Genomic DNA, 21,403 nt, shown 5'->3' with positions numbered 1-21,403 from the left:
GGACAGCGATCAGGCCGCCGACTGTTTCTTTCGCACATGCCCCAGCAGAGCAGTCAACGCCGCCGGAGTCACCCCCGGAATGCGCGCTGCCGCCCCCAGAGTCGCCGGTCGGTGCTGGGTCAGCTTCAAGCGCATTTCCGACGACAGGCTGCCAACCTCGGCATAGTCGAGATCATCGGGGATCGCCAGTGTCTCGTCGCGGCGGAAGGCGGCCACATCAGCCAGTTGCCGCTGCAGATATCCGGCATAGCGGCCTTCGATCTCCAGTTGCTCGGCGACGTCATCGCGCAGCCCGGCGAAGGACTCCGGCCACAGGCGGCGCAGGGTGTCCCAGTTGACCTCCTGATAGCTGAACAGGGTAAAGGCCGATCGCCGCACCCCGTCCTGATTAATGGCGATGCCGTGCGCCGCCAGCTCGCGCGGGGTGGCGGTCAGGCCCTCCATCTCCGTGCGCGTTGCCACCAGCGCCGCCGCCTTGGCGGTATAGGCGGCGGCACGAACCGGACCCACACAGCCAATATCAATCCCCATCGCCGTCAGCCGCAGGTCGGCATTATCAGCCCGCAGCAGCAGGCGGTATTCAGCGCGGCTGGTAAACATCCGGTACGGTTCCTGCGTACCCAGCGTCACCAGATCGTCAATCATCACCCCGATATAGCCGTCGGCGCGATCCGGCACAAAGGTCCGCTCGCTGCCGCTGGCCTTCAGGGCGGCATTGATCCCGGCGATCAGACCTTGTGCCCCGGCCTCTTCATAGCCGGTGGTGCCATTGATCTGCCCGGCGAGGAACAGGCGGGCACCCTTGCGGGTCTCCAGCGTCGGCCGCAGTTCCCGCGGGTCAACGAAATCATATTCGATGGCATAGCCGGGGCGGATGATGTGCACCGTTTCCAGCCCCGGAATGGAGTGGATCAGCGCCTGTTGCACCTCGCGCGGCAGGCTGGTCGAGATACCGTTCGGATAGACGGTGTGATCGTCCAGCCCTTCCGGCTCGAGGAAAATCTGGTGGCGGTCACGCCCGGCAAAGCGCACCACCTTGTCTTCGATCGACGGGCAATAGCGCGGCCCGACGCTCTGGATCTGGCCGGAATACATCGGGGCGCGATGCAGGTTGGCCTGAATGATGGCGTGGGTTTCCGGGGTGGTCCAGGTGATGCCGCAGGCCACCTGCGGGGTGGTGATGCGGTCGGTCAGGAAGGAGAACGGCTTGGGCGGGGTGTCGCCCTCCTGCATCTCCAGCGTCTGCCAGGCGATGGTGCGGCCATCAAGGCGAGCCGGGGTGCCGGTCTTCAGGCGACCCAGCGCCAGCCCGATCTGCGCCAGACTGTCCGACAGGTGCAAGGCGGGGGCTTCGTCGATGCGGCCAGCGGGCCAGATCTCTTCGCCAAGGTGAATCAGGCCGTTGAGGAAGGTGCCGGTGGTCAGCACCACCGCCCCGGCCAGCAGGCGGCGACCGTCGTCGGTGATCACCCCCTGACAGGCATTGTCCTCGTCCAGAATCAACTGGACCGCCCCACCAGCCTGAATGGTCAGGTTGGCGGTTTCGGCCAGCAGCCGCTGCACCGCCTGCCGGTACAGCTTGCGGTCGGCCTGCGCGCGCGGGCCTTGCACGGCGGGCCCTTTGGACTGGTTCAGGACGCGAAACTGGATGCCGCCCTGATCAATGGCCCGCCCCATGATGCCGTCCAGCGCGTCGATTTCGCGCACCAGATGGCCTTTGGCGAGACCACCGATAGCCGGGTTGCAGGACATCTCGCCCACCGTTTCCGGCTTGTGGGTCAGCAGCAGGGTCTTCGCCCCCATGCGGGCCGCAGCAGCAGCGGCTTCGGTGCCAGCATGTCCGCCGCCAACGACGATGACATCCCAGGTTTCGTGGTCCATGGTCTTTTACTTTCCGATACAAAAATCGCGGAAGATCACATCCAGCAAATCTTCCACATCAACACGTCCGGTGATCCGCCCCAGCGCGCGGGTGGCCAGACGGAGGTCTTCGGCCATCAGCTCCAGCGCCGGAGCCTGCAACGAGCGGGACAGACAGTCGGCACAGTCCTCCAGCGCACTGCGATGGCGGGCGCGGGTCAGGGCCGGAGCACTCCCCTGCCCCTCAAGGCGGGTTTGCACTTCGGCAGTCAGGGCCGACAGGAAGGCATCCATCCCCTGCCCGCTGTGCACCGAAATGACCTGTGCCGGACGACCGGCAACGGTCGGGCAGGTCTGATGTTGATCAGCAGGCAGACAGTCTCCCTTGTTGATCACGACCACCGTCGAGTCGTCAACCAGATTGACCGTATGGGTATCCAGCGCGGGCCAGCTTGCACCATCAAAGACGGCAATCTTCAGGTCGGCCGTTTCGGCGCGCGCCCGCGCCCGGCGGATGCCCTCGGCCTCGATCGGGTCCGAGCCTTCGCGCAGGCCCGCCGTGTCGGCGAGGATCACCGGATAGCCACCAAGGTCCAGATGGACCTCGACCACATCGCGGGTGGTGCCCGCCGTTGCCGACACAATCGCAGCTTCGCGGCGGGCGAGGCTGTTGGTCAGGCTCGACTTGCCCGCATTGGGGGGACCGATCACCGCCACCGCCAAACCATCACGCAGCCGCTCGCCGCGGTGACCATCGGCCAGATGGCCGCGCATCGCCTGCAACAACGAGCGGATGCCAGCACGGGCACCTTCATCCACTTCGGCGGGCAGGTCTTCGTCGGGGAAATCAATGTAGGCTTCCAGATGGGCCAGCGAGCGGATCAGATCATGTCGCCAACCGTCGTACAGCCGGGCCAGAGCGCCATCCATCTGCCGCAGGGCCTGCCGCTGCTGGGCCAGCGTCTCGGCATCGACCAGATCGGCAATCGCCTCGGCCTGGGTCAGATCGAGTTTGCCGTTGTGAAACGCCCGCCGTGAAAACTCTCCGGCGTCCGCCGGGCGCACGTCGTCACAGGCACACAGTGCCGCCAGCAGGCTGTCGGTCACCGCCCGCCCGCCATGGCAATGCAGCTCCACCACATCTTCGCCAGTGAACGAAGCCGGGCCGGGGAACCACAGCACCAGCCCGTCATCGAGCAAGCCACCATCCTGCGGATGATAAAAACGCCGCCGCGCCGCATAGCGCGGCGCGGGGCAGGATTTGCCAGTGATCTTCTCCAGAGCCGCTGCCGCCCCGGCCCCGGACAGACGCAGGACCGCCACGCCACCGCGCCCGGCCGCACTGGCCAGGGCAACAATCGTATTCCGGCTGTACTGCATCATGGTCAATCCGGAATCCGGTCAATGATCTGCTGACGCTGGCGTTCCTTGCGATCAAGCATCAGTCGCTCGACCCGGCCACCGCCCTGCACATGCACCGCCAGAATTTCGTCGATGTCTGCCGGGGTGCGCACCGCGTACCACACGCCTTCGGGATAGATCACCATCACCGGACCCAGTTCACAGCGTTCAAGGCAGCCGGACTTTTGCAGGCGCACGCCCTTGGCCGGGGTCAGGCCCAGCGCCTTGGTGCGTTCCTTGATGTAGTCCATCAACTGCTCCGACCCACGGGCGGCACACGAGCCGCGTGAATGGTCGTCGGGGCGACGGTTGGTACACAAAAAGCCGTGCAGGGAGAAATAATGCTGTTGCGCCGTGTCCATTGCGGACTCCTGTTGTGCGTCATTGGGGGGAGCAGCGTCAGCCGTTCCAGACAAAGCCGCCATGATATACCGCAAAGCCACCGGCAATGCATCCGCCTGCACAGGACAGAGCGGCCATAACAGGCGCAACACCCCCCGTATCGCGGAGGAGCTTTTGTTTCACGTGGAACATCGCCACGGCCAGAGCCGCTATTTGCCCTGCCCGCCGCTGGCCGCCGATGCCCCTTTGGCAAACTGGGACCAGAAGAATTTCTGCATCTGCTCCAGCCCCTGCACCTGCGCGGGCAGCCAGGTCTTGAACAGGGTTTCCGGCTCCATCGCCTGCAGGTTGGCCATCATGCGATTCTGGATTTCCATCATCATCGCGTCCTGCATCGGCTTGACATCCGGCAGGCCCAGAAACGTGCGGGCTTCTTCGGGTGTGCAGTCAACATCAATACTGATCTTCATTCCCCGTTCCCTTTGCATCTTTTAGCAGAAACGCCTCTCTCGTCTTTACAGGGTACGGCAGCGCCCCGTCCGGTGCAATCAACACAATACCGCTCTCCCCTCTTGCGACCCCTTGCCATGGCGGGCACAGTGACCGACATAACCGTCTGCCTCTGGCCAAAGGACCATCCCATGCCGCAACTTTGCCTGCACAGCCCCGTCGGAGACCTGACCCTGACCGAAGAGGATGGCGCCCTGATCAGCGTCGATTGGGGATGGGGGATGCTCAGCGAAGAAACGCCGCTGCTGATCGAAGCCCGCGACCAGTTGAACGCCTATTTCGATGGCGACCTGAAGGCCTTTGATCTGCCACTGGCCCCGCCCGGCACCGCGTTCCGGCAAAAGGTGTGGGCCGCAATGCGGGACATTCCCTATGGCTCCACCCTCACCTATGGCGAGCTGGCGCAGCAGATCGGCACCTCGCCGCGCGCCATCGGTGGGGCTTGCGCCAACAATCCCATTCCGCTGATCATCCCCTGCCATCGCGTGCTGGGCCATGCCCATGGCGGCATGGGCCATTACAGCGGCCCGGAAGGGTTTGACGACCTCGATACCAAGCGCCAGTTGCTGCGGCTGGAACGCAGCGAATAAACCCCACTCCCCCGGATTCCATGGAGGTCCCGATGAGCACTGTTGTTCGTATTCACCAGACCGGAGGTCCCGAGGTGTTGCGGGTCGAACAGATCGACCCCGGCCTGCCCGGCCCCGGCGAGGTCCGCCTGCGCCACACCGCCATTGGCGTCAATTTCATTGATACCTATCTGCGCAGCGGCCTGTATTCGTTGCCGCACCTGCCGCACGGGCTGGGCTTTGCCGGGGCCGGAGTGGTCGAAGCGGTTGGCGAAGGAGTTACCGGCTTTGCGGTCGGGGATCGTGTCTGCTATGGCACCGGCCCGGCGGGCAGCTATGCCACCGAACGGGTGATGCCCGCCGCTGTCCTGATCAGGATGCCGGACACGCTGGCCGATGACATTGCCGCCGGGATGATGCTGCGCGGGATGACTGCCCAGTACCTGATCCGTCGCCTGTACCCGGTGCAGCCCGGCGATGTGGTGCTGTTCCATGCCGCCGCCGGTGGTGTCGGAGAGATTGCCTGCCAGTGGCTGAAGGCCCTGGGGGCCACTGTCATCGGCACTGTTGGCAGCGACGAAAAAGCCGAACTCGCCCGCCAGAGCGGCTGCCACCACACCATTGTCTACACCCGCGAAAACTTCAAGGAACGGGTGAAGGAGATCACCAACGGCGTCGGGGTGGCGGTTGTCTATGATGGCGTTGGCAAGGCGGTGTTCGAAGACAGCCTCGACTGCCTGCGCCTGCGCGGGATGATGTGCACCTATGGCAATGCCTCGGGGCCGGTGCCGCCGGTGTCGCCGATCACCCTGTCGCAAAAGGGCTCGCTGTTCCTGACCCGCCCGACGCTGGCACACTACACCAGCACCCGCGCCGAGCTGGAAGCCACCGCCAGCGAGCTGCTGGATGTTGTGGCCAACGGCACCGTCAAGGTCACCATCGGCCAGAGTTATCCGCTGACCGAGGCCAGCCGCTGTCATCAGGATCTGGAAGGGCGCAAGACTGTTGGCTCGACAGTCCTGCTGCCGTAATACTGTCGTGCCAAAACAAAGCCCGCTGTTTCACGTGAAACAGCGGGCTGTCTTTTTTACAATTCCTCACCGTTACTCACGATGCCGCCGCAGCAAAACATACAGCGCCCCATCACCGCCATCGGGGATTTGGGCATGGGAAAACGACAGGATCAAGGGCCGCAAGCGCGGATCATTCAGCCAGCGCGGCACCGCTCGCCGCAACACCCCTTCACCACGCGCTCCCTTGCCGGTGATCACCAGCACACAGCGCGCCTGATGGGCATGCTGGCCTTCGATGAAGTGATGCAGGGCAATATGCGCTTGCTCCTGCGTCATGCCGTGCAGGTCGATGCGTCCGTCAATGACCATCCTCCCCCGGCGGAACCGGTCTGCCGTGCGGCGATCCACCCCCGGCGAGGTGCCATGCTGCAATGGTAGATAGGCTGGCGTCTGGCTTTCGGGGCGAGCCTCTCCCCGCCCCTTGGCACCGACCACCAACGCCTGCAATGCCTCGGCCGATGCCAGAGCCGGAGCCGCCACCGGCTTGGCAACAACAGCAGGCACCACCGGACCCTCGGGCACAGGCAGAGGTGCCATTTCCTCCAGCGCGGCAATCATGTGTGCCCGCTGGTTGGCGTCCAACGGGGTGATGGTTTCCGCCACCCGCTGCCACAGGCTTTTTTCGTCGTCGCTGAGAACGCGCCCCCGGCGCTTACGCACCATCATTGACCACGATCACATGGACCTGGCGCGGTCCGTGTGCCCCCATCAGGATGGTCTGTTCGATATCGCCCGTCCGCGACGGACCGGTAATCAGGTTGACCGTGCGCGGCATGCTGTCCTGTGCCCGCAGGCGCGCCCAGACCGTTTCAAAGCCCCCGGCAACATCGACAGCCTGCACGCAGATGATGTGGATATCGGGCAGAAAATTCAGCGAGGTCGGCGCGTCGGGGCCAGAGGTCAGCACCAGCGATCCAGTTTCGGCCACGCCTCCCACCGCCGTCACCACCCCGATCAGGTCTTGCGGCAGTGCCACCCCCCGGCGCACGGTCAGCAAGCCATGGTCCTGCAGTGCAGCCAGACGCGGATCAAGCGAGGTGGTCAGCACCATCGGCAAATTCCGCTCTTTCAGAAACGACACCACCGCCTCGGGCACTGCCGCCCAGTTCGGAACTTCGGCCAGCGACGCCGCCGACGCCAGCACCATCTCCTTGAAGCGGGCCAGACAGCCCTTATCATCCTCGGCCCGTTGGGGCACGATCCCCACCGGGGTATCGTTCAGACGGGCCTGCACCGTTTGTTGCCGTTCACTCTCGCTGGGCGTTCCGGGCCGTCCCACACCGCTGGAACGACGGATACCCTCTAGAATGCTGTTGCGAGAAGTGCTCATGGCCAGTGCCTCGTGGTTGGGAGTCCCCCCTTTATAAGACGCTTCAGCGCTTGTCGCTATCCCGCCGGGAAAGAATTTCCCCCTCCAGCGGCTCGCCGGGGATGTACGGTGCCGGAGCGGGCGAGTCGTCCTGCGGGGCATCATGGGCAAAGACCGATGCCAGTTCCGGATCAATGCTGCCTGCTTCGGGGTTTGGCAAATGGCGAACAACAAAATGGCGCCAATGCCCGCCGGGGGCGGCAACCATCGTTTCCGGTCGCTCAATCAGCGACAGCCCCACCCCGCCGTACTCCCACAAAATCAGAAAGCTGCGCAGGTCGAGGATCAGCGCATGGATCGCTTTCTGGCGAAAGACCTGCTCCAGCCAGGGCCGCAGGACCATCACATAGACCAGTACGGCGACCACCATCGCTGCGGTCCCGATGATCATTCCCCCCGCCAGCAACAGGGTCAGAGACAGCAGCAGCAAGCCCAGCAGCGGCCCGACCGCCAACCACGGGTCAAAGATCGGGCTTTTCGGCGATTGCAGCTTGTCAAAATCGACGTAGACCGAAATCAGGTCACGCTGAAACGCCGCCTGCAGACGGGCATGAAGCTCGCGGTCACGGGGAGTTCTGCTGGTCATTGTCTTTCCGCCTTCGCCTTTCTGGCGATGTCGTTACAGGTCTGCGGTCTATCGCTCTTTGTTTGTTATATGAGCATTCGGACGATTGGCATAAAGATCCATAAAGGTGCGGCCATACTGAGGCGCGGCCATGGTGCGGCTATCCGTCCAGTCCTGAGCAAAGGGAATATGGTCAAACGAGCCACGACGCCCACCCCAGATGCGTAACGCCCACGCCCCCAGGCGGGTTGCCCAGCGGTACAGGCGCAGACGGCTGGCCAGCGCGGTATGCACCTTCAGCGCCCAGACGGCACGCGGCGGGGTCAGGTGGCGTTCAAATTCCTGCTCGCGCCAGGCCCGCAGCATGCGGGGAAGCGGAATTTTCATCGGGCACACGCTTTCGCACCGGCCACAGAGTGTCGAGGCGTTCGGCAGCGGGGCAGCGTTTTCGATCCCGATCAGCGCCGGGGTCAGCACCGACCCCATTGGGCCGGGATAGACCCAGCCATAGGCATGGCCGCCAATAGCCCCATAGACCGGGCAATGGTTCATGCAGGCCCCACAACGGATACAGCGCAGCATGTCCTGAAACTCGCTGCCCAGCATCTTGCTGCGCCCGTTGTCGAGCAGGATCACATGGTATTGCTCGGGGCCATCCAGATCATCCGCCCGCCGGGGACCGCTGGAGAAGGTGACATAGGTACTGGCTTCCTGCCCGGTGGCCGAGCGGGCCAGCAGGCGCAGCACCGTCGAGGCATCGTTCAGCGTCGGCACCACCTTTTCCAGCGAGGCCAGCACCACATGCACCTTCGGCAGCAACTGCGTCAGGTCGCCGTTGCCTTCGTTGGTGACGATCACCGAGGTACCGGTTTCGGCGATCAGCATGTTGGCCCCGGTGATCCCGACATCGGCGGCCAGAAACTTGTCGCGCAACTCCTCGCGCGCTTCGTCGAGCAGGCTGCGCGGCTCGCTCAGGTCGCGGTCGGCGGGGCGGTGGGTATGGGTGGCACGAAAGGCATCAGCCACCATCTCTTTGCGGACATGGATCGCCGGGGCAATGATGTGGCTGGGGGCTTCGTGGCGAAGCTGGATGATGTATTCCCCCAGATCGGTCTCAATCGGCTGCACCCCGTTCTTTTCGAGGTAATCGTTGAGGCCGATTTCTTCGGAGATCATCGACTTGCCCTTGGTGACGGTGCGCGCCCCCACCGACCGGCAAATGTCCAGCACCACCTGTTGCGCTTCGGCGGCGTTGGCGCACCAGTGCACCATGCCGCCCTGCTCGATGACCTTCTTTTCAAAGGCCTCCAGATACAGGTCCAGATGGGCCAGCACATGGTCCTTCAGCGCCTTGCCTTCTTCCCGCAGGTCTTCGAACTCCGGCAGGCGATCAATGGCGGCCAGTCGCTTGAAGCGAAAGCCGGTCTTCATCGTTTCCAGCGACACCCGCAGGTTATCATCGTTCACCGCATGGCGAACGTTGTCGTGAAACAAATGGCTGGTGGACTGCTGCATGGCTTATTCCCCCTCGCCGATGGCGGGTTGATCGCCCATGTTGGCCAGCACTTCGGCCACATGGCGCACCTTGATCGGGCTGCCCAGACGGCGCAGCCGCCCCTGCATGTTCAGCAGGCAGCCAACATCCCCGGCCAGCAAGGTATCGGCGCCGGTGGCAATGATGTCTTTCGCCTTGTCGGTGACCATCCGGCTGGAGATGTCACCGTACTTGACACAAAAGGTGCCGCCAAAGCCGCAGCATTCTTCCGGTGCCGACAGGTCGCGCACCTCCAGCCCGGCCACTCCGGCCAGCAAGGCCCGTGGCTGGGCCGCAACCCCCAGCTTGCGCTTGCCGGTGCAACTGTCGTGGTAGGCGGCAATGCCCTCCAGATGGGCCTGCACCTGCGTCCAGCCCAGCCGGTCAACCAGAAACGAGGTCAGTTCCCATGACTTTTCAGCGATTGCCGTGGCCCGCTGTTGCCATGCCGCATCATCGGAAAAGACCTGCGGCCAGTCCTTGACCATCCCGATACACGACCCCGACGGCGCCACCACATAGTCAACTTCAGCCTGTTCAAAGGCAGTGATCATCGCCCGGGCCAGCTTTTGCGCTCCGCGCCGGTCGCCGGAGTTCCATTGCGGCTGACCACAGCAGGTTTGCCCCTGCGGCACCACCACCTCACATCCGGCCTGCTCCAGCAACGCCACGGTGGCAAATCCCACCGCCGGGCGGAACATGTCGGCCAGACAGGTGATGAACAGGGCCACCCGGACCGGCGGACGGGGGGCGGAAATTTCAGACTGATCCATGGTCTTGTGCCACCTCTTGCCACAGGTGCCGTCCTGACCGGCATCCTGTGGACCATTGTTTCACGATAGAAGCCGACCGATTACGGACGGGCTGGCGGAGCCTCCTTGCGGTCCCGCGGCAACAGCAGATAATAACTCCCCGAGCTTTTCATCCGCCCGGCTTTTTCCAGGGCCGACTCGCCTGATCCCCAGAAAAAATCACCCCGGACCACCCCCTTGATCGCGCTGCCGACATCCTGCGCCACCATCAGCCGGGCCAACGGCAACATGTCAGGGTCAACACTCGACAGCCACAGCGGCACCCCCAGCGGCACATAGCGCGGGTCCACCGCCAGCGACCGGCCCGGCGTCAGCGGCACATCCAGCGCCCCCAAGGGCCCCAGCCCCTGCAGCTGACGGAAGAAGATATAACGGGGATTGCTGGCCAGAACCTCGGGAGCCTGATCCGGGTGGGTCTTCAGCCAGTCCCGAATGGCGGGCATCGACGCCTGCCCACTGCCAACCAGCCCACGATCGAGCATCGTCCGGCCAATACCAACGAACTTGTGGCCGTTGTTCCCGGCATAGCCGACCTGCACCACCCCGCCGTCGGGCAGCTCCAGAACCCCTGATCCCTGAATGTGCAGGATGTGGGCATCCACCGCATCGGCGGCCCATGCCACCACCGGCGCCCCACTGGCCGCCAGCGCACCGCCGTCAATCTGGGCCCGGGTCCAATAGGGCTCGATGGTCTTTTCGGTCAGGCGGCCAACCACCTTCACCCCGGCCATGTCCGAAAACAGCGCCCCCATATCGACGGTAATCAAGTCGGCAGGAGGCCCGTACAGCGGCACCTGATAGCCGGGCTGGCGGGTCAGCGAGCCTTTCAGCGTCGCCTCGTAATAGCCGGTAAAGGTGCCTTCGTATTTCGCCTGCCCGTCGGCCTCGACCATTCCGACGGCATAGGGCTGGAACGTTTCGCGCAACCAGCTGCGCAGGACGGTCTCTTCCTGACCGCTTTCCTGTCCGGGAGGCAGCAGGCGGTTCAGGCCGGCACACAACCGTTGCCAGTCGGCAACCGTACCGCCATAGGCCCCCGGCCCGACCCAGGCATCGGCGTCCGTGCGTTTGCCAAACGCCTCGCACGACCAGCGCAAGGCAGGCAGCGCCGCACTGGGGCGGTCGCCTCCCCAACCGGGCAGCGCATCAAAAGTGACCGGATGCAGACGCATCTCAGGGGCCAGCGGCGGCGGCCCGGCAGGCCTGGGCGGCGCAGGGGGCTTGTCCTGCTGATCACAGCCCACCAACGACAACGCCACCCCAAACAGGGCGGCGCTGCACAAACCGGTCCGCACACGGCGGCGAACAGAAACGGAGGTGTCCCTCACGATTACTCCTCGGGGGTAGTGGTCGTCACCAGACGCCAGTTCGGATCACGCGAGGCAATATCGCGGCTGAACGTCCAGGCGTCCACCAGTTGTTCAAAACGGCTCGGGTCACCTTCCAGAATGGCACCGCTGCGATCGCGCACCACGATCATCTGCTCGGTCACAAAACGAACGGTCAGGAACGCATTGCGACCATCCAGCCGGGCCGAGGTGATCGACGCCGCCCGCATGCCGATCAGCTCGGTTTCCAGCTTTTCGCCACGATCGGCAAAGCCCTTGATCGCTTCGGCAAACTGGCGATAGACCTCATCGGCCAGCAGGCTGCGCAGCATCTTGGTATCGCCCTGCACATAGGCGTTCAGGATCATTTCAAAGGCCGCCACCGACCCGGCGAGGAAGCGGTTTTCATCAAAGGCCGGATCAGCGGCCTTGATCGCCATCACCCCACCCATTGCTTCGGGGGCCACCAGCGGTTCGGTCGAACGGCGCAGGAACAGCGGCAATTCATCGGTGGACGAGCGGGCCGGGCGGGCCGCATCGTCCTGATCAGCCCGGCGGCGGGTGGCCAGGTCCACCACCACATCCTCATCCTGTGGGCGCTGCATCGGCGGCTTTTCGTTACCGGTCCGCCGTCCCAGCACCGACCGCAGGCGTAAAATCAGGAATCCCGCAACCAGGGCCAGGAAAATAATGTCGATGTAAGAAATACCTTGGCTCATGTCATCCCCAGCGGTCAGGCCCATTGGTCAGGCAGGTTATCGAATAGCACGTGGCACAGGGTGGCAGAAAAGACCGTGACACCTTATTTAAATGGGGTCCAGCCGATGGCTGGTCAACAAAAACCCGCCGTTCAAACAGGCTTTCGCAAGGTAAAGGGCAAGCATCGTGCCGATTTTGTCGTTATTGCTGGTGGTTGGCCTGCCTGCCGCTGAAATTTACACCTTTGTTGTCGTCGGCGAGCAGATCGGGGGGCTGGCAACCCTCGGGCTGGTGTTGCTGTCCACCGTTATCGGGGGCGCAATCATTCGCCTGCAGGGCCTGAGCCTGTTGCCGCAGGTGCAGCAGGCGATGGCTCGACATCAACCGCCCGCCGCTGCCCTGCTGAATGGCATGGCGGTGTTGCTGGCCGGTTTGCTGTTGATCATTCCCGGCTTTCTCACCGATGCGCTGGCGGTGCTGTTGCTGCTGCCCCCCTTGCGGCGCGGCCTGCTGATGCTGGGACTGGCGGCATTTGCCCGCCGCTGGACGGCATCGGCGTCGGCGGGGTCTTTCGGGCCGGGTGGTTTTGCGCACCCTCATCAGGACTTTCCGGGCGGCGGATTTGCTGGCCAAAGCAGAGCCGCCCCGGACATCGAAGGCGATTACCGCGATGTCACGCCCCATGCTCCCTCGGGGGCGGCCAGCAATGACAACCAGACCATCCTGCCGCCATCGGATAAAGGCCGGTAAGCTGGCATTTCGCCGCAAAGCGTGCTACAGCACATCAGCCATATGAGGGGCCATCGGGCAGGGCAAACCCTGCCGATGGACGCAGCAGGGAGCCACCCAATCATGACCGATGCCCAGCAAGACACCGCCAACGCCCAGCCGCTGGTGATTCTTGGCCAGTACATCAAGGACCTGTCGTTCGAAGCACCGGGCGCGCCGGAAATCTTCCTGAAGATGAAGGACGCCCCCGAAATTCCGATTTCGGTCGATGTCAACGCCCGCCATCTGGACGGCAATACCTTTGAAGTGGTGTTGCACTTCCAGGTCGAAGCCAAGATTGCCAACGAACCGGCGTTCCTGCTGGAGCTGGTCTATGGTGGTCTGGTGCAGATCAACCCGGCCGAGCCGGACCATGCCCAGCCGCTGCTGCTGATCGAAGCGCCGCGCACCATGTTCCCATTCGCCCGCAACCTGATCGCCGACATCACCCGTGACGGCGGCTTCCCGCCGCTGATGCTGCAGCCGATCGACTTTGTGCAGATGTTCCGCCAGCGCCTCGAAGCGGCGGCAGCGGCACAGGCAGCGGCAGAAGCCCCAGTGAACTAAAAAACACTGTTTCGGTGTTTCACGTGAAACAAAAACGGCGATACGGGGCCTTCCTGTATCGCCGTTTTTGTTGAGATCACCCTGTTTTTATTTGGGCTGCCGCCGATACTGTGGCCGTTTCGGGCGCACCCGCACCAACAGGTCATCCAGAGCGGCCACCGCATCAGGGTCAAGATCACGCAGGCATTCGGCCAACCGGTTGGCAAAGGCGGTGGCCTGCACCGACAGTCCGCTGGCATCCAGCGTGACCTTTGGCTTTGACAGCTCGGCCAGTCGTTTCAGGGCTTCGGCCTCGTCCCAGATCAAGCCGAAATAGCCGCACACCTCCAGCACCAACCCCGGCCCCGGCTGGCCGCGTTTGCCGTGTTCCAGCGCCGACAGATAGGCCGCCGAGACGTTCAGCGCCGCCGCCATCTCCTTTAATGTGATTCCGCGCTGGCGGCGCAAATCGCGCAACCGGGCTCCGAAAGGGGTCATTGCGTCCTGTTCCCTGCCTGTCGTGTGCTCTTTTTTTCACTATAGCGTATATTGCGCACGTTTTTTCGGCCCTTTTGCCGCTTTTGACCATCTGGCGGGTTCACTGTCCGCATGTGACCTGCTAAACAAAAGACCTCTTTTCAGACTATTTGTCCGCCCCCCGCTGTTCGAGGACCTCATGACGGTCGCCATCATCGACTACGGCTCTGGCAACCTGCGCTCCGCCGCCAAGGCGTTTGAACGGGCTGTGCGCGAAGCCAACGAGTCCCACACCATCGTCGTTACCAGTGATGCCGACGTCGTCCGCAAGGCCGACCGCATCGTCCTGCCCGGTGTCGGCGCCTTTGCCGACTGCAAGGCCGGCCTGAGCGCCGTCCCCGGCATGATCGAAGCTCTGGAACAGGCCGTCCATCATCAGGGTCGCCCGTTTCTGGGCATTTGCGTCGGCATGCAGTTGATGGCCGAACGCAGCCTGGAACACGGCAGCCATCAGGGGCTGGGCTGGATCGCCGGTGAGGTGGTGCCGCTGGACCCCGCCGACACGTCGCTGAAGATTCCGCACATGGGCTGGAACGAGCTGGACTTCGAGGCCGGGTGCCACCCGCTGCTGGCAGGCATTGCACCCAAATCGCACGCCTATTTCGTCCACAGCTACCACTTCACCGTTGCCAATCCGGCCGACCGTCTGGCCACCGTCGATTACGGCGGGCCGGTCACTGCCATGATCAGCCGGGACACCATGGTCGGCACCCAGTTCCACCCGGAAAAGAGTCAGGCTCTCGGGTTGGCCCTGCTGACCAATTTCCTGCGCTGGAAGCCCTGATCCCGTCCCGTGTCAGGTTGCTGTCATCCGTTCATTCCGCTCTTTCGTCGAAAGCCGTCGCCATGATCCTGTTTCCTGCCATTGACCTCAAAGATGGGGCCTGCGTCCGCCTGTACAAAGGCGAAATGGAAAAGGCCACCGTGTTCAACACCAGCCCCGCCGATCAGGCCGGGCAGTTCAAGGCAATGGGCTGTCCGTGGCTGCATGTGGTCGATCTGAACGGGGCCTTCGCCGGCAAGCCGGTCAATGCGCAGGCGGTCGAGGAAATCCTGGCGGTGATGGGCCCCGATGTGCCGGTTCAGCTGGGCGGCGGTATCCGTGACCATGCCACCATTGACCTGTGGCTGGACAAGGGTGTTCGCCGGGTGATCCTCGGCACCATCGCCGTGCGCGATCCGGCGCTGGTCAAGGAAGCCTGCCGCCGTCATCCGGGCCGGGTGGTGGTCGGAATCGACGCCCGCGACGGCATGGTCGCGGTCGAAGGCTGGGCCGAAACCTCGGAACTGTCGGCGCTCGATCTGGCCCTGAAGTTCGAAGATGCCGGTGTCGCCGCCATCGTTTACACGGACATTGACCGCGACGGCGCCCTGACCGGCTGCAACGTCGAGGCCACCGCCGCCCTCGCCGACCGCATTTCCACTCCGGTGATTGCCTCCGGCGGGGTGTCGTCGATCGACGACATCAAGGCGCTGAAGGCGGTCGAAAGCAGCGGGATCGAAGGGGTCATCTCGGGCCGGGCCATTTACGATGGCCGCCTTGATCTCGCCGAAGCCCTGGCCGTTCTCAACGGCTAACCCAAGGGATTAACGCCACCATGCTGAAGATGCGCATCATCCCCTGCCTCGACGTCAAGGATGGCCGGGTGGTCAAGGGGGTCAACTTCGTCGGTTTGCGCGACGCCGGGGACCCGGTCGAGCAGGCCCGCCTGTATGACGCCGCCGGGGCCGACGAGCTGTGTTTCCTCGACATCACCGCCAGCTCGGACAATCGGGCGACGCTTTATGATGTGGTCGCCCGCACCGCCGAAGAATGCTTCATGCCGCTGACCGTCGGTGGTGGCGTGCGCACCGTCGAAGATATCCGCAAGCTGTTGCTCGCCGGGGCCGACAAGGTGTCGATCAACACCGCCGCCGTCCACCGCCCGGAATTCGTCCGCGAAGCCGCCGAAAAGTTCGGCTCCCAGTGCATCGTGGTTGCCCTTGATGCCAAGGCCGTCGCTCCCGGCAAATTCGAGATCTTCACCCACGGGGGCCGCAATGCCACCGGGCTGGATGCGGTCGACTGGGCCAAGCGGATGGAAAGCTATGGCGCAGGCGAAATCCTGCTCACCTCGATGGACCGCGATGGTACCAAGCAGGGCTTTAACCTGCCGCTGACCCGCGCCGTCGCCGATGCCGTGCGCATTCCGGTGATTGCCTCCGGTGGCGTCGGTACTCTCGACCATCTGGCCGAAGGTGTGCTCGAAGGTCACGCCACCGCCGTACTGGCGGCGTCGATTTTCCACTTCGGCGAATACACCATCCGTGACGCCAAGGCCCACATGAAGGCCCGTGGCATCGCCGTGCGCGAAGACTAACCCCCGCATGGTCAAGATCAAACAGTTGATCAAGGAAGGACTCCTCCCGATGACCGAAGACCTGCACATCCTTGATGCCCTGGCAGCCACCATTGCCAGCCGCAAAGATGCCGACCCGGAAAGCAGCTATACCGCCAGGCTGTTCGCCAAGGGCCGCAAAAAGATCGCCCAGAAGGTCGGCGAGGAAGCCGTCGAAACCGCCATTGCCGCCGTGGCCGAAAAGCCCGCCAATGTGGTTTCCGAAAGTGCCGACCTGCTCTATCACCTGCTGGTCCTGTGGGCCGAGGTCGGGATTGCCCCGCAAGAGGTGTGGAGCGAGCTGGAACGCCGGGTTGGTGTTTCCGGGGTCGATGAAAAGAAAGCCCGCAAGAAGTAATCACAGGGGAAGCGCAGATGAGCTACGATTCCAACAACGTCTTTGCCAAAATCCTGCGCGGGGAGATCCCGTGCAAAAAGGTCTACGAAGACGACCATGTGCTGGCCTTTGACGACATTGCCCCGCAGGCTCCGGTCCACACGCTGGTGATCCCCAAGGGCCCCTATCGCTCGGTCAACGAAGTCGCCGCCAGTGCCAGCGAGGCCGAGCTGGCCGCCCTGCTGCGCGCCATAGGCACCGTTGCCAAGCTCAAGGGCTGCGATCAGTCCGGCTATCGTGTCATCACCAACATTGGCGATGATGGCCATCAGGAAGTCCCCCATCTCCACTTCCACATCATCGGCGGCGCCCCCACCGGCCCCATGCTCAGCAAACGCCCGGCATAAGAGGGGCGCAAATAGTCCCTGCGGGATGCGCTGCGCGCGGCCTTTTTTGGGGCCATTGGCCCCAAGCCCCAATAGAAAAGAAACAGGCCCCCTGCTTTAGCCGGGGGCCTGTTTCTTTTCTATCTGAAGGGGTGTGGGGTCCGTGACCCCACGAAAACCCGTGCGGAGCACCCCGTAAGGGCTACCCCTGCCCTCTTTATGCTGAGGGGGTGTCGCCAGCGAGCCAGAGGGATTTTTTGACTTTCTTTTCGAGGAAGGCGCGATGAGCGGCCTGCTCGGCGTCGGGGACGGCATGGGGACGCGGGGCGCGATAGGGACGGTCGATGTGAACACGCTCGTCGCCACTGGCGGCACCCTTGCCGACCAGTGCCAACCCGGGCTGACGACCGCCGCGCAGCTCGAGATAGACTTCGGCCAGCAACTCGGTATCGAGCAAGGCACCGTGGAATTCACGGTGCGAGTTGTCGATGCTGAACCGGCGACACAAGGCATCGAGACTGACCGGCGAGCCGGGGAACTTTTTACGCGCCATCGCCAGCGTATCAATGAACCGCTCGGGGGCATAGGGCGGCTTCCCGATCCAACCCAACTCGGCATTGATGAACCGCATGTCAAAGGCGGCATTATGGGCGATCATCGGGGCGTCACCAACAAACTCCAGCCACTCGTCAGCGATGTCGGCAAACAGCGGACAGTCGGCCACCCGCTCGTTGGTGATGCCATGAACGCGGGTGGCATCGGCGGGAATTTCGCGCTCGGGGTTGATGTATTTGTGGAAGGTCACACCGGTGGGCATGTGGTTGATCAGCTCCAGCGCGCCGATTTCCACCAGTCGGTGCCCTTCTGACGGCTCGAAGCCTGTCGTTTCGGTATCGAACACAATCTCGCGCATGGCAGTTACCCTCGTTTCAAGTGCGTCAACGCTCGTTTCACCGCCCGCCGGGTGACGGCCTTGCCCAACCCGGACGGAACGACCACATCAGCCCGCCGTCGCTTTTCGGCATCGGGGCACTGACGGGCGCGGATCTGGGCAAAGGTCTCGGCAGTCATGCCGGGGCGCGCCAGCACCCGCTGACGCTGGAGAAAATACGGAGCCGAAACGACCATCACCGCATCGCACTGCCGGTCTCCGCCTGTTTCATACAACAACGGCACATCCAGCGCCACCAGCCGACAGCGACGACGACGACAACGAGCCAGAAAAGCCGCCTTGTCGGCGCGAACCAGCGGGTGCAAGATCGCCTCCAGCCGCCGCAGGGCCGGGGTATTACCGAATACCTGCTGCCCCAGCGCCCGCCGGTCAATGCTGCCGTCGGCCCGTGAAACAGCGGGAAACGCTGCCGAGATCGCCGCCACCGCCTTGCCGCCCGCCGCCAGCAACCGGTGGACGGTGGCATCGGCATCATGGACGGGAATCCCGGCCTCCCGCAGCATGCGGGCGAGGGTGGACTTGCCCATCCCGATCGAGCCGGTCAGGCCGAGAATGATCATCGCCCGACAAAGCCCAGCATGTGGCTGCGCAGGGCCTCGTCAACGATCGGTTCGGAACCGAACCAGGCGGTGAAGCCGGGGCGGGCCTGATGCAGCAACATCCCCAACCCGTCAACGATGACATGACCGCGCTGTTTGGCCTGTTCCAGCAACGGGGTCAGCAACGGCACATACACAATGTCCGTCACCACCGCCGAGGGCGGCAAGGCTGCCAGCGACAGCTCCAGCGCGGGCTGGCCGTGCATGCCCTGGGTGGTGGTGTTCACCAGCAAGGCCGACCCGGCCAGCAGTGTTTCACGCTGCTCCCACTCCCCGACCTCGATCGGCTGGGCGGGGAAATGCCGAGCCAGATCCGCCGCCAGCGCCTCGGCACGGGCGCGGGTGCGGTTCAGCAGGCGGATGGCAGGAACGCCCGCCTCCAGCAGGGCACAGATCACCCCGCGCGCCGCTCCCCCAGCCCCCAGCACCACTGCCGGACCAGCGGCGGCGGTCCAGTCCGGCGCACCGCTGCGCAGGTTTTCGAGGAAGCCATAGCCATCGGTGTTATCGGCCGTGATGCTGCCATCGGCATTGACCACCAGCGTATTGGCCGCCCCCATCCGGCGGGCGCGGTCAGTGGCATGATCGGCGGCCTGCAAGGCGGCTTCCTTGTGCGGTACGGTGACGTTGGCCCCGCGCAGGCCCAGCTTGGGCAAGGCCCGGATGGCGTCGTGAATGTTTTCCGGTGCGACCGCCAACGGGATATAGGTGCCATCAATCCCGGCCCGTTCCAGCCAGAAGCCATGCAGGCGCGGGCTGAGGGAATGGCTGACCGGCCAGCCGATCACCGCCGCAACTTTGGCTTTTCCACTGAGGCTCATCGAGATGGTCCTTAAGACAGTTCACAACAAAAAATCGCGGAGCGCTGCTCCACACCTCGCTGGGGCCTTCAGGCCCCAGACCCCATTTCTTGAATGATCAAAGAAAAAAGGGGGGATTGGGGGCATTGGCCCCCAAACAGGTGCGGGCGGTAGCCCGCCTTTTCACTCCACCAGCACCCCGTGGGCACGCAGGAATCCCAGCAACGGCAGCAGGGGCAGGCCGAGGATGGTAAAGAAATTTCCGTCCATGCGAGAGAACAATTGCGCTCCCAGCCCTTCGAGGTGATAGCCGCCGACGGTTTCCAGCGCCGCCTCGCCCAGCTCGGCGAGATAGCGGTCCAGGAAAGCCTCGGTAAACGGGCGCACACTCATGCGGGCCTGATCCATGTGGTGCCACAGCCGTTGGCCGTCACGCACCACCACCGCGCAACTGATCAGGCGGTGGGTTTCCCCCCGTAACGACCACAAAATGGCGCGGGCATCCTCGAGCGAGGCTGCCTTGTCCAGCCAGCGTACCCCGCCCTGCCCGTCTGGAGCCTCCAGCATCTGGTCGGCCCCGACCACCAGCGCACCGGGATAGCGGCGGGACACCTGCATCGCCTTGATCTCGGCCAGCACCTCGGCCACATCGGCGGCACTGGCCCCTTCGGCCTGCAACGACTGTTTGACTTCGCTTTCATCGACGCGGGCGGGCTGAACCTCGACCGGCACCCCGGCCGAGCGCAACAGGCGGGCGCGGGCCGAGCTGCCCGAAGCCAGAACAACCAAAGGCACAGAGGACGTCACTGGGCATGCTCCTGTTGCTGACGCTGACGTTGATGGTCGGTATAGTATTGCAGGATGGTGGCGGCGGCTTCTTCAATCGACCGCCGTGAGACATCAATCACCGGATAGCCCAGTCTGGTGAACATCCGGCGCGCTTCCAGCACTTCATCCCGCACCAGTTCTTCATTGGCATAACTGCTGGCCGGGTCTTCGTTCATCATCCGCAAGCGGTTGCGGCGAATGTCGGACAGCGAGCGCGGTTCCCGGGTCAGCGCCACCTTCAGCGGCCCCCGTACCCGCAAGGCTTCCTCTGGCAACGGGATGCCGGAGACCACCGGAATGTTCATCGCCTTCAGGCCCCGGTTGGCCAGATACATGCAGGTCGGCGTTTTCGAGGTGCGTGAAACACCGAACACGATCACGTCAGCCTCGTCGATGCGGGCCAGGCTCTGGCCGTCGTCGTGCTCGATGGTGAAATTCATCGCGTCAATGCGGCGGAAGTATTCTGCATCCATCGAATGCTGCCGTCCCGGCCGACCATCTGCCTGGGCTTCCAGACGCGCCGACAGGGTGTTCAGCACCGGATCAAGCACCGGGATATGATCGACCTCCAGCTCGCGAAAGCCGGTTTCCAGAATGCCGCGAATTTCAGGGTCAATCACGGTATAAATCACCACCCCGCGATGGCTCTGGATGGCACTCAGCACCCGCCCGGCCTGCCCCGGAGTGCGGACCAGCCACCATTGATGGGTGGTCACGCTGCATCCGGCAAACTGCACCAGACAAGCGCGCGCAATGGCAGAAACCGTTTCCCCTGACGAGTCCGATACGAGGTGAAGATGGATGCTTTTATTGGGCATTGCCTGGTTCCTGCTCACAAGCGGTGCGGGGGATAACCGGTGCATGGCGGTGGACAACGTTTATGCCCCTGAAAAGACTCCTTTTCCATCCCCATTGCACTGGAAATGATGAGTCCGCTTATTCCCCTGTGAATCGCTGCCGATGGAAAAGCGGGGATATGCGGAGAACCCGCGAACCGGCATGGTTATCCCCGTTATCCACAGAGTTGTCCCGACAAACCGCGACTCCGCAAGAGTCCGCAAGACTCCCCGTACACGCAAAAAGATTCCCCCGGAGTCGTCCCCAATCCCGCAAACTGTTGATTTCTGACTCTGTTTTCTGTGGATGCCCTGTGGACAAGAGTCCATCCACAGGATTCACAGGCATCCACAAACCACTACAACCCTTTATA

General features: G+C 63.6%; 26 protein-coding genes. 9 read left to right on the top strand and 17 right to left on the bottom strand.

Annotated elements, in window-relative coordinates; translation table 11 throughout:
• Window positions 1-9: 9 nt before the first annotated feature.
• The 4 genes from mnmG to BW995_RS04870 all read right to left on the bottom strand — a co-directional run bounded on the left by mnmG (window position 10) and on the right by BW995_RS04870 (window position 4,073).
• Window positions 10-1,881: a tRNA uridine-5-carboxymethylaminomethyl(34) synthesis enzyme MnmG gene (gene mnmG, locus BW995_RS04885; RefSeq protein ID WP_076399082.1), complete on the bottom strand. Its 1,872-nt coding sequence runs from the start codon at window positions 1,879-1,881 to the stop codon at window positions 10-12.
• A gap of 6 nt (window positions 1,882-1,887) precedes the next feature.
• Complete coding sequence (gene mnmE, locus BW995_RS04880; RefSeq protein ID WP_076399598.1) at window positions 1,888-3,240, bottom strand: tRNA uridine-5-carboxymethylaminomethyl(34) synthesis GTPase MnmE; 1,353 nt, start codon at window positions 3,238-3,240, stop codon at window positions 1,888-1,890.
• Between the two features lie 5 nt (window positions 3,241-3,245).
• Entirely contained in the window at window positions 3,246-3,623 is a 378-nt protein-coding gene (locus tag BW995_RS04875; RefSeq protein WP_076399081.1) for a (2Fe-2S) ferredoxin domain-containing protein, read from the bottom strand.
• Between the two features lie 189 nt (window positions 3,624-3,812).
• On the bottom strand, window positions 3,813-4,073 hold the full coding sequence (locus BW995_RS04870; protein WP_076399080.1) for a DUF6489 family protein: 261 nt from the start codon (window positions 4,071-4,073) through the stop codon (window positions 3,813-3,815).
• 171 nt (window positions 4,074-4,244) lie between these two features.
• Here BW995_RS04870 and BW995_RS04865 point away from each other — a divergent pair, with 171 nt between their 5' ends.
• Window positions 4,245-4,703 carry a methylated-DNA--[protein]-cysteine S-methyltransferase gene (locus BW995_RS04865; protein ID WP_076399079.1) on the top strand — a complete coding sequence of 153 codons (459 nt, stop codon included), beginning with the start codon at window positions 4,245-4,247 and terminating at the stop codon, window positions 4,701-4,703.
• A gap of 32 nt (window positions 4,704-4,735) precedes the next feature.
• The gene (locus tag BW995_RS04860) at window positions 4,736-5,713 is read left to right on the top strand and encodes a quinone oxidoreductase family protein (RefSeq protein WP_076399078.1); all 978 of its coding nucleotides are present in this window, start codon (window positions 4,736-4,738) and stop codon (window positions 5,711-5,713) included.
• A 72-nt stretch (window positions 5,714-5,785) separates the two neighbouring features.
• Here the strand turns inward: BW995_RS04860 and BW995_RS04855 are convergent, their stop codons facing one another.
• From BW995_RS04855 to BW995_RS04825, 7 genes are all read right to left on the bottom strand, one after another.
• The gene (locus BW995_RS04855) at window positions 5,786-6,421 is read right to left on the bottom strand and encodes a Smr/MutS family protein (protein ID WP_245821289.1); all 636 of its coding nucleotides are present in this window, start codon (window positions 6,419-6,421) and stop codon (window positions 5,786-5,788) included.
• Complete coding sequence (locus BW995_RS04850) at window positions 6,408-7,085, bottom strand: LutC/YkgG family protein (protein WP_076399077.1); 678 nt, start codon at window positions 7,083-7,085, stop codon at window positions 6,408-6,410. The genes BW995_RS04855 and BW995_RS04850 overlap by 14 nt, the downstream gene beginning before the upstream one ends.
• Before the next feature lie 43 nt (window positions 7,086-7,128).
• Window positions 7,129-7,710: a hypothetical protein gene (locus tag BW995_RS04845; protein ID WP_076399076.1), complete on the bottom strand. Its 582-nt coding sequence runs from the start codon at window positions 7,708-7,710 to the stop codon at window positions 7,129-7,131.
• Window positions 7,711-7,758: 48 nt separating this feature from the next.
• The gene (locus tag BW995_RS04840; protein WP_076399075.1) at window positions 7,759-9,204 is read right to left on the bottom strand and encodes a LutB/LldF family L-lactate oxidation iron-sulfur protein; all 1,446 of its coding nucleotides are present in this window, start codon (window positions 9,202-9,204) and stop codon (window positions 7,759-7,761) included.
• 3 nt (window positions 9,205-9,207) lie between these two features.
• Entirely contained in the window at window positions 9,208-9,996 is a 789-nt protein-coding gene (locus BW995_RS04835) for a (Fe-S)-binding protein (protein ID WP_076399074.1), read from the bottom strand.
• A gap of 80 nt (window positions 9,997-10,076) precedes the next feature.
• Entirely contained in the window at window positions 10,077-11,363 is a 1,287-nt protein-coding gene (gene mltA / locus BW995_RS04830) for a murein transglycosylase A (RefSeq protein ID WP_076399073.1), read from the bottom strand.
• A 2-nt stretch (window positions 11,364-11,365) separates the two neighbouring features.
• Window positions 11,366-12,082 (bottom strand): Tim44/TimA family putative adaptor protein, encoded by a 717-nt coding sequence (locus BW995_RS04825; protein WP_076399596.1) that lies wholly within the window; start codon window positions 12,080-12,082, stop codon window positions 11,366-11,368.
• Window positions 12,083-12,248: 166 nt separating this feature from the next.
• On the opposite strand from BW995_RS04825, the gene BW995_RS04820 reads away from it, so the two are divergent.
• Together BW995_RS04820 and secB are read left to right on the top strand one after the other, a co-directional pair.
• A complete protein-coding gene (locus BW995_RS04820; RefSeq protein WP_076399072.1) occupies window positions 12,249-12,812 on the top strand; it encodes an FxsA family protein in 564 nt (187 codons plus the stop codon).
• A gap of 102 nt (window positions 12,813-12,914) precedes the next feature.
• Window positions 12,915-13,397, top strand: a complete 483-nt coding sequence (secB, locus tag BW995_RS04815; RefSeq protein ID WP_076399071.1) for a protein-export chaperone SecB — start codon at window positions 12,915-12,917, stop codon at window positions 13,395-13,397.
• Between the two features lie 87 nt (window positions 13,398-13,484).
• Here the strand turns inward: secB and BW995_RS04810 are convergent, their stop codons facing one another.
• Entirely contained in the window at window positions 13,485-13,874 is a 390-nt protein-coding gene (locus tag BW995_RS04810) for a helix-turn-helix domain-containing protein (protein ID WP_076399070.1), read from the bottom strand.
• A gap of 178 nt (window positions 13,875-14,052) precedes the next feature.
• On the opposite strand from BW995_RS04810, the gene hisH reads away from it, so the two are divergent.
• From hisH to BW995_RS04785, 5 genes are all read left to right on the top strand, one after another.
• Window positions 14,053-14,697 carry an imidazole glycerol phosphate synthase subunit HisH gene (gene hisH, locus BW995_RS04805; RefSeq protein WP_076399069.1) on the top strand — a complete coding sequence of 215 codons (645 nt, stop codon included), beginning with the start codon at window positions 14,053-14,055 and terminating at the stop codon, window positions 14,695-14,697.
• A gap of 62 nt (window positions 14,698-14,759) precedes the next feature.
• Entirely contained in the window at window positions 14,760-15,491 is a 732-nt protein-coding gene (gene hisA, locus BW995_RS04800) for a 1-(5-phosphoribosyl)-5-[(5-phosphoribosylamino)methylideneamino]imidazole-4-carboxamide isomerase (protein WP_076399068.1), read from the top strand.
• A 20-nt stretch (window positions 15,492-15,511) separates the two neighbouring features.
• Window positions 15,512-16,273 carry an imidazole glycerol phosphate synthase subunit HisF gene (hisF, locus tag BW995_RS04795; protein WP_076399067.1) on the top strand — a complete coding sequence of 254 codons (762 nt, stop codon included), beginning with the start codon at window positions 15,512-15,514 and terminating at the stop codon, window positions 16,271-16,273.
• A gap of 49 nt (window positions 16,274-16,322) precedes the next feature.
• Complete coding sequence (locus BW995_RS04790; protein WP_076399595.1) at window positions 16,323-16,649, top strand: phosphoribosyl-ATP diphosphatase; 327 nt, start codon at window positions 16,323-16,325, stop codon at window positions 16,647-16,649.
• Between the two features lie 17 nt (window positions 16,650-16,666).
• Entirely contained in the window at window positions 16,667-17,035 is a 369-nt protein-coding gene (locus BW995_RS04785; protein ID WP_076399066.1) for a histidine triad nucleotide-binding protein, read from the top strand.
• Window positions 17,036-17,231: 196 nt separating this feature from the next.
• Here BW995_RS04785 and dnaQ read toward each other — a convergent pair whose 3' ends face one another.
• From dnaQ to BW995_RS04760, 5 genes are all read right to left on the bottom strand, one after another.
• A complete protein-coding gene (dnaQ, locus tag BW995_RS04780) occupies window positions 17,232-17,927 on the bottom strand; it encodes a DNA polymerase III subunit epsilon (protein ID WP_076399065.1) in 696 nt (231 codons plus the stop codon).
• Window positions 17,928-17,932: 5 nt separating this feature from the next.
• Complete coding sequence (gene coaE, locus BW995_RS04775) at window positions 17,933-18,526, bottom strand: dephospho-CoA kinase (RefSeq protein ID WP_076399064.1); 594 nt, start codon at window positions 18,524-18,526, stop codon at window positions 17,933-17,935.
• On the bottom strand, window positions 18,523-19,386 hold the full coding sequence (locus tag BW995_RS04770) for a shikimate dehydrogenase (RefSeq protein WP_076399063.1): 864 nt from the start codon (window positions 19,384-19,386) through the stop codon (window positions 18,523-18,525). Before BW995_RS04770 ends, coaE begins: the two co-directional genes overlap by 4 nt.
• A gap of 162 nt (window positions 19,387-19,548) precedes the next feature.
• A complete protein-coding gene (locus tag BW995_RS04765) occupies window positions 19,549-20,172 on the bottom strand; it encodes a Maf family protein (protein WP_076399062.1) in 624 nt (207 codons plus the stop codon).
• Window positions 20,169-21,011 (bottom strand): pyruvate, water dikinase regulatory protein, encoded by an 843-nt coding sequence (locus BW995_RS04760; RefSeq protein WP_076399061.1) that lies wholly within the window; start codon window positions 21,009-21,011, stop codon window positions 20,169-20,171. The genes BW995_RS04765 and BW995_RS04760 overlap by 4 nt, the downstream gene beginning before the upstream one ends.
• Between the last annotated feature and the right edge of the window lie 392 nt (window positions 21,012-21,403).

This window comes from Insolitispirillum peregrinum, from assembly GCF_900156605.1.
Taxonomy (GTDB): domain Bacteria; phylum Pseudomonadota; class Alphaproteobacteria; order Rhodospirillales; family Rhodospirillaceae; genus Insolitispirillum; species Insolitispirillum peregrinum.
This window is presented reverse-complemented; position numbering and strand designations above follow the sequence as displayed.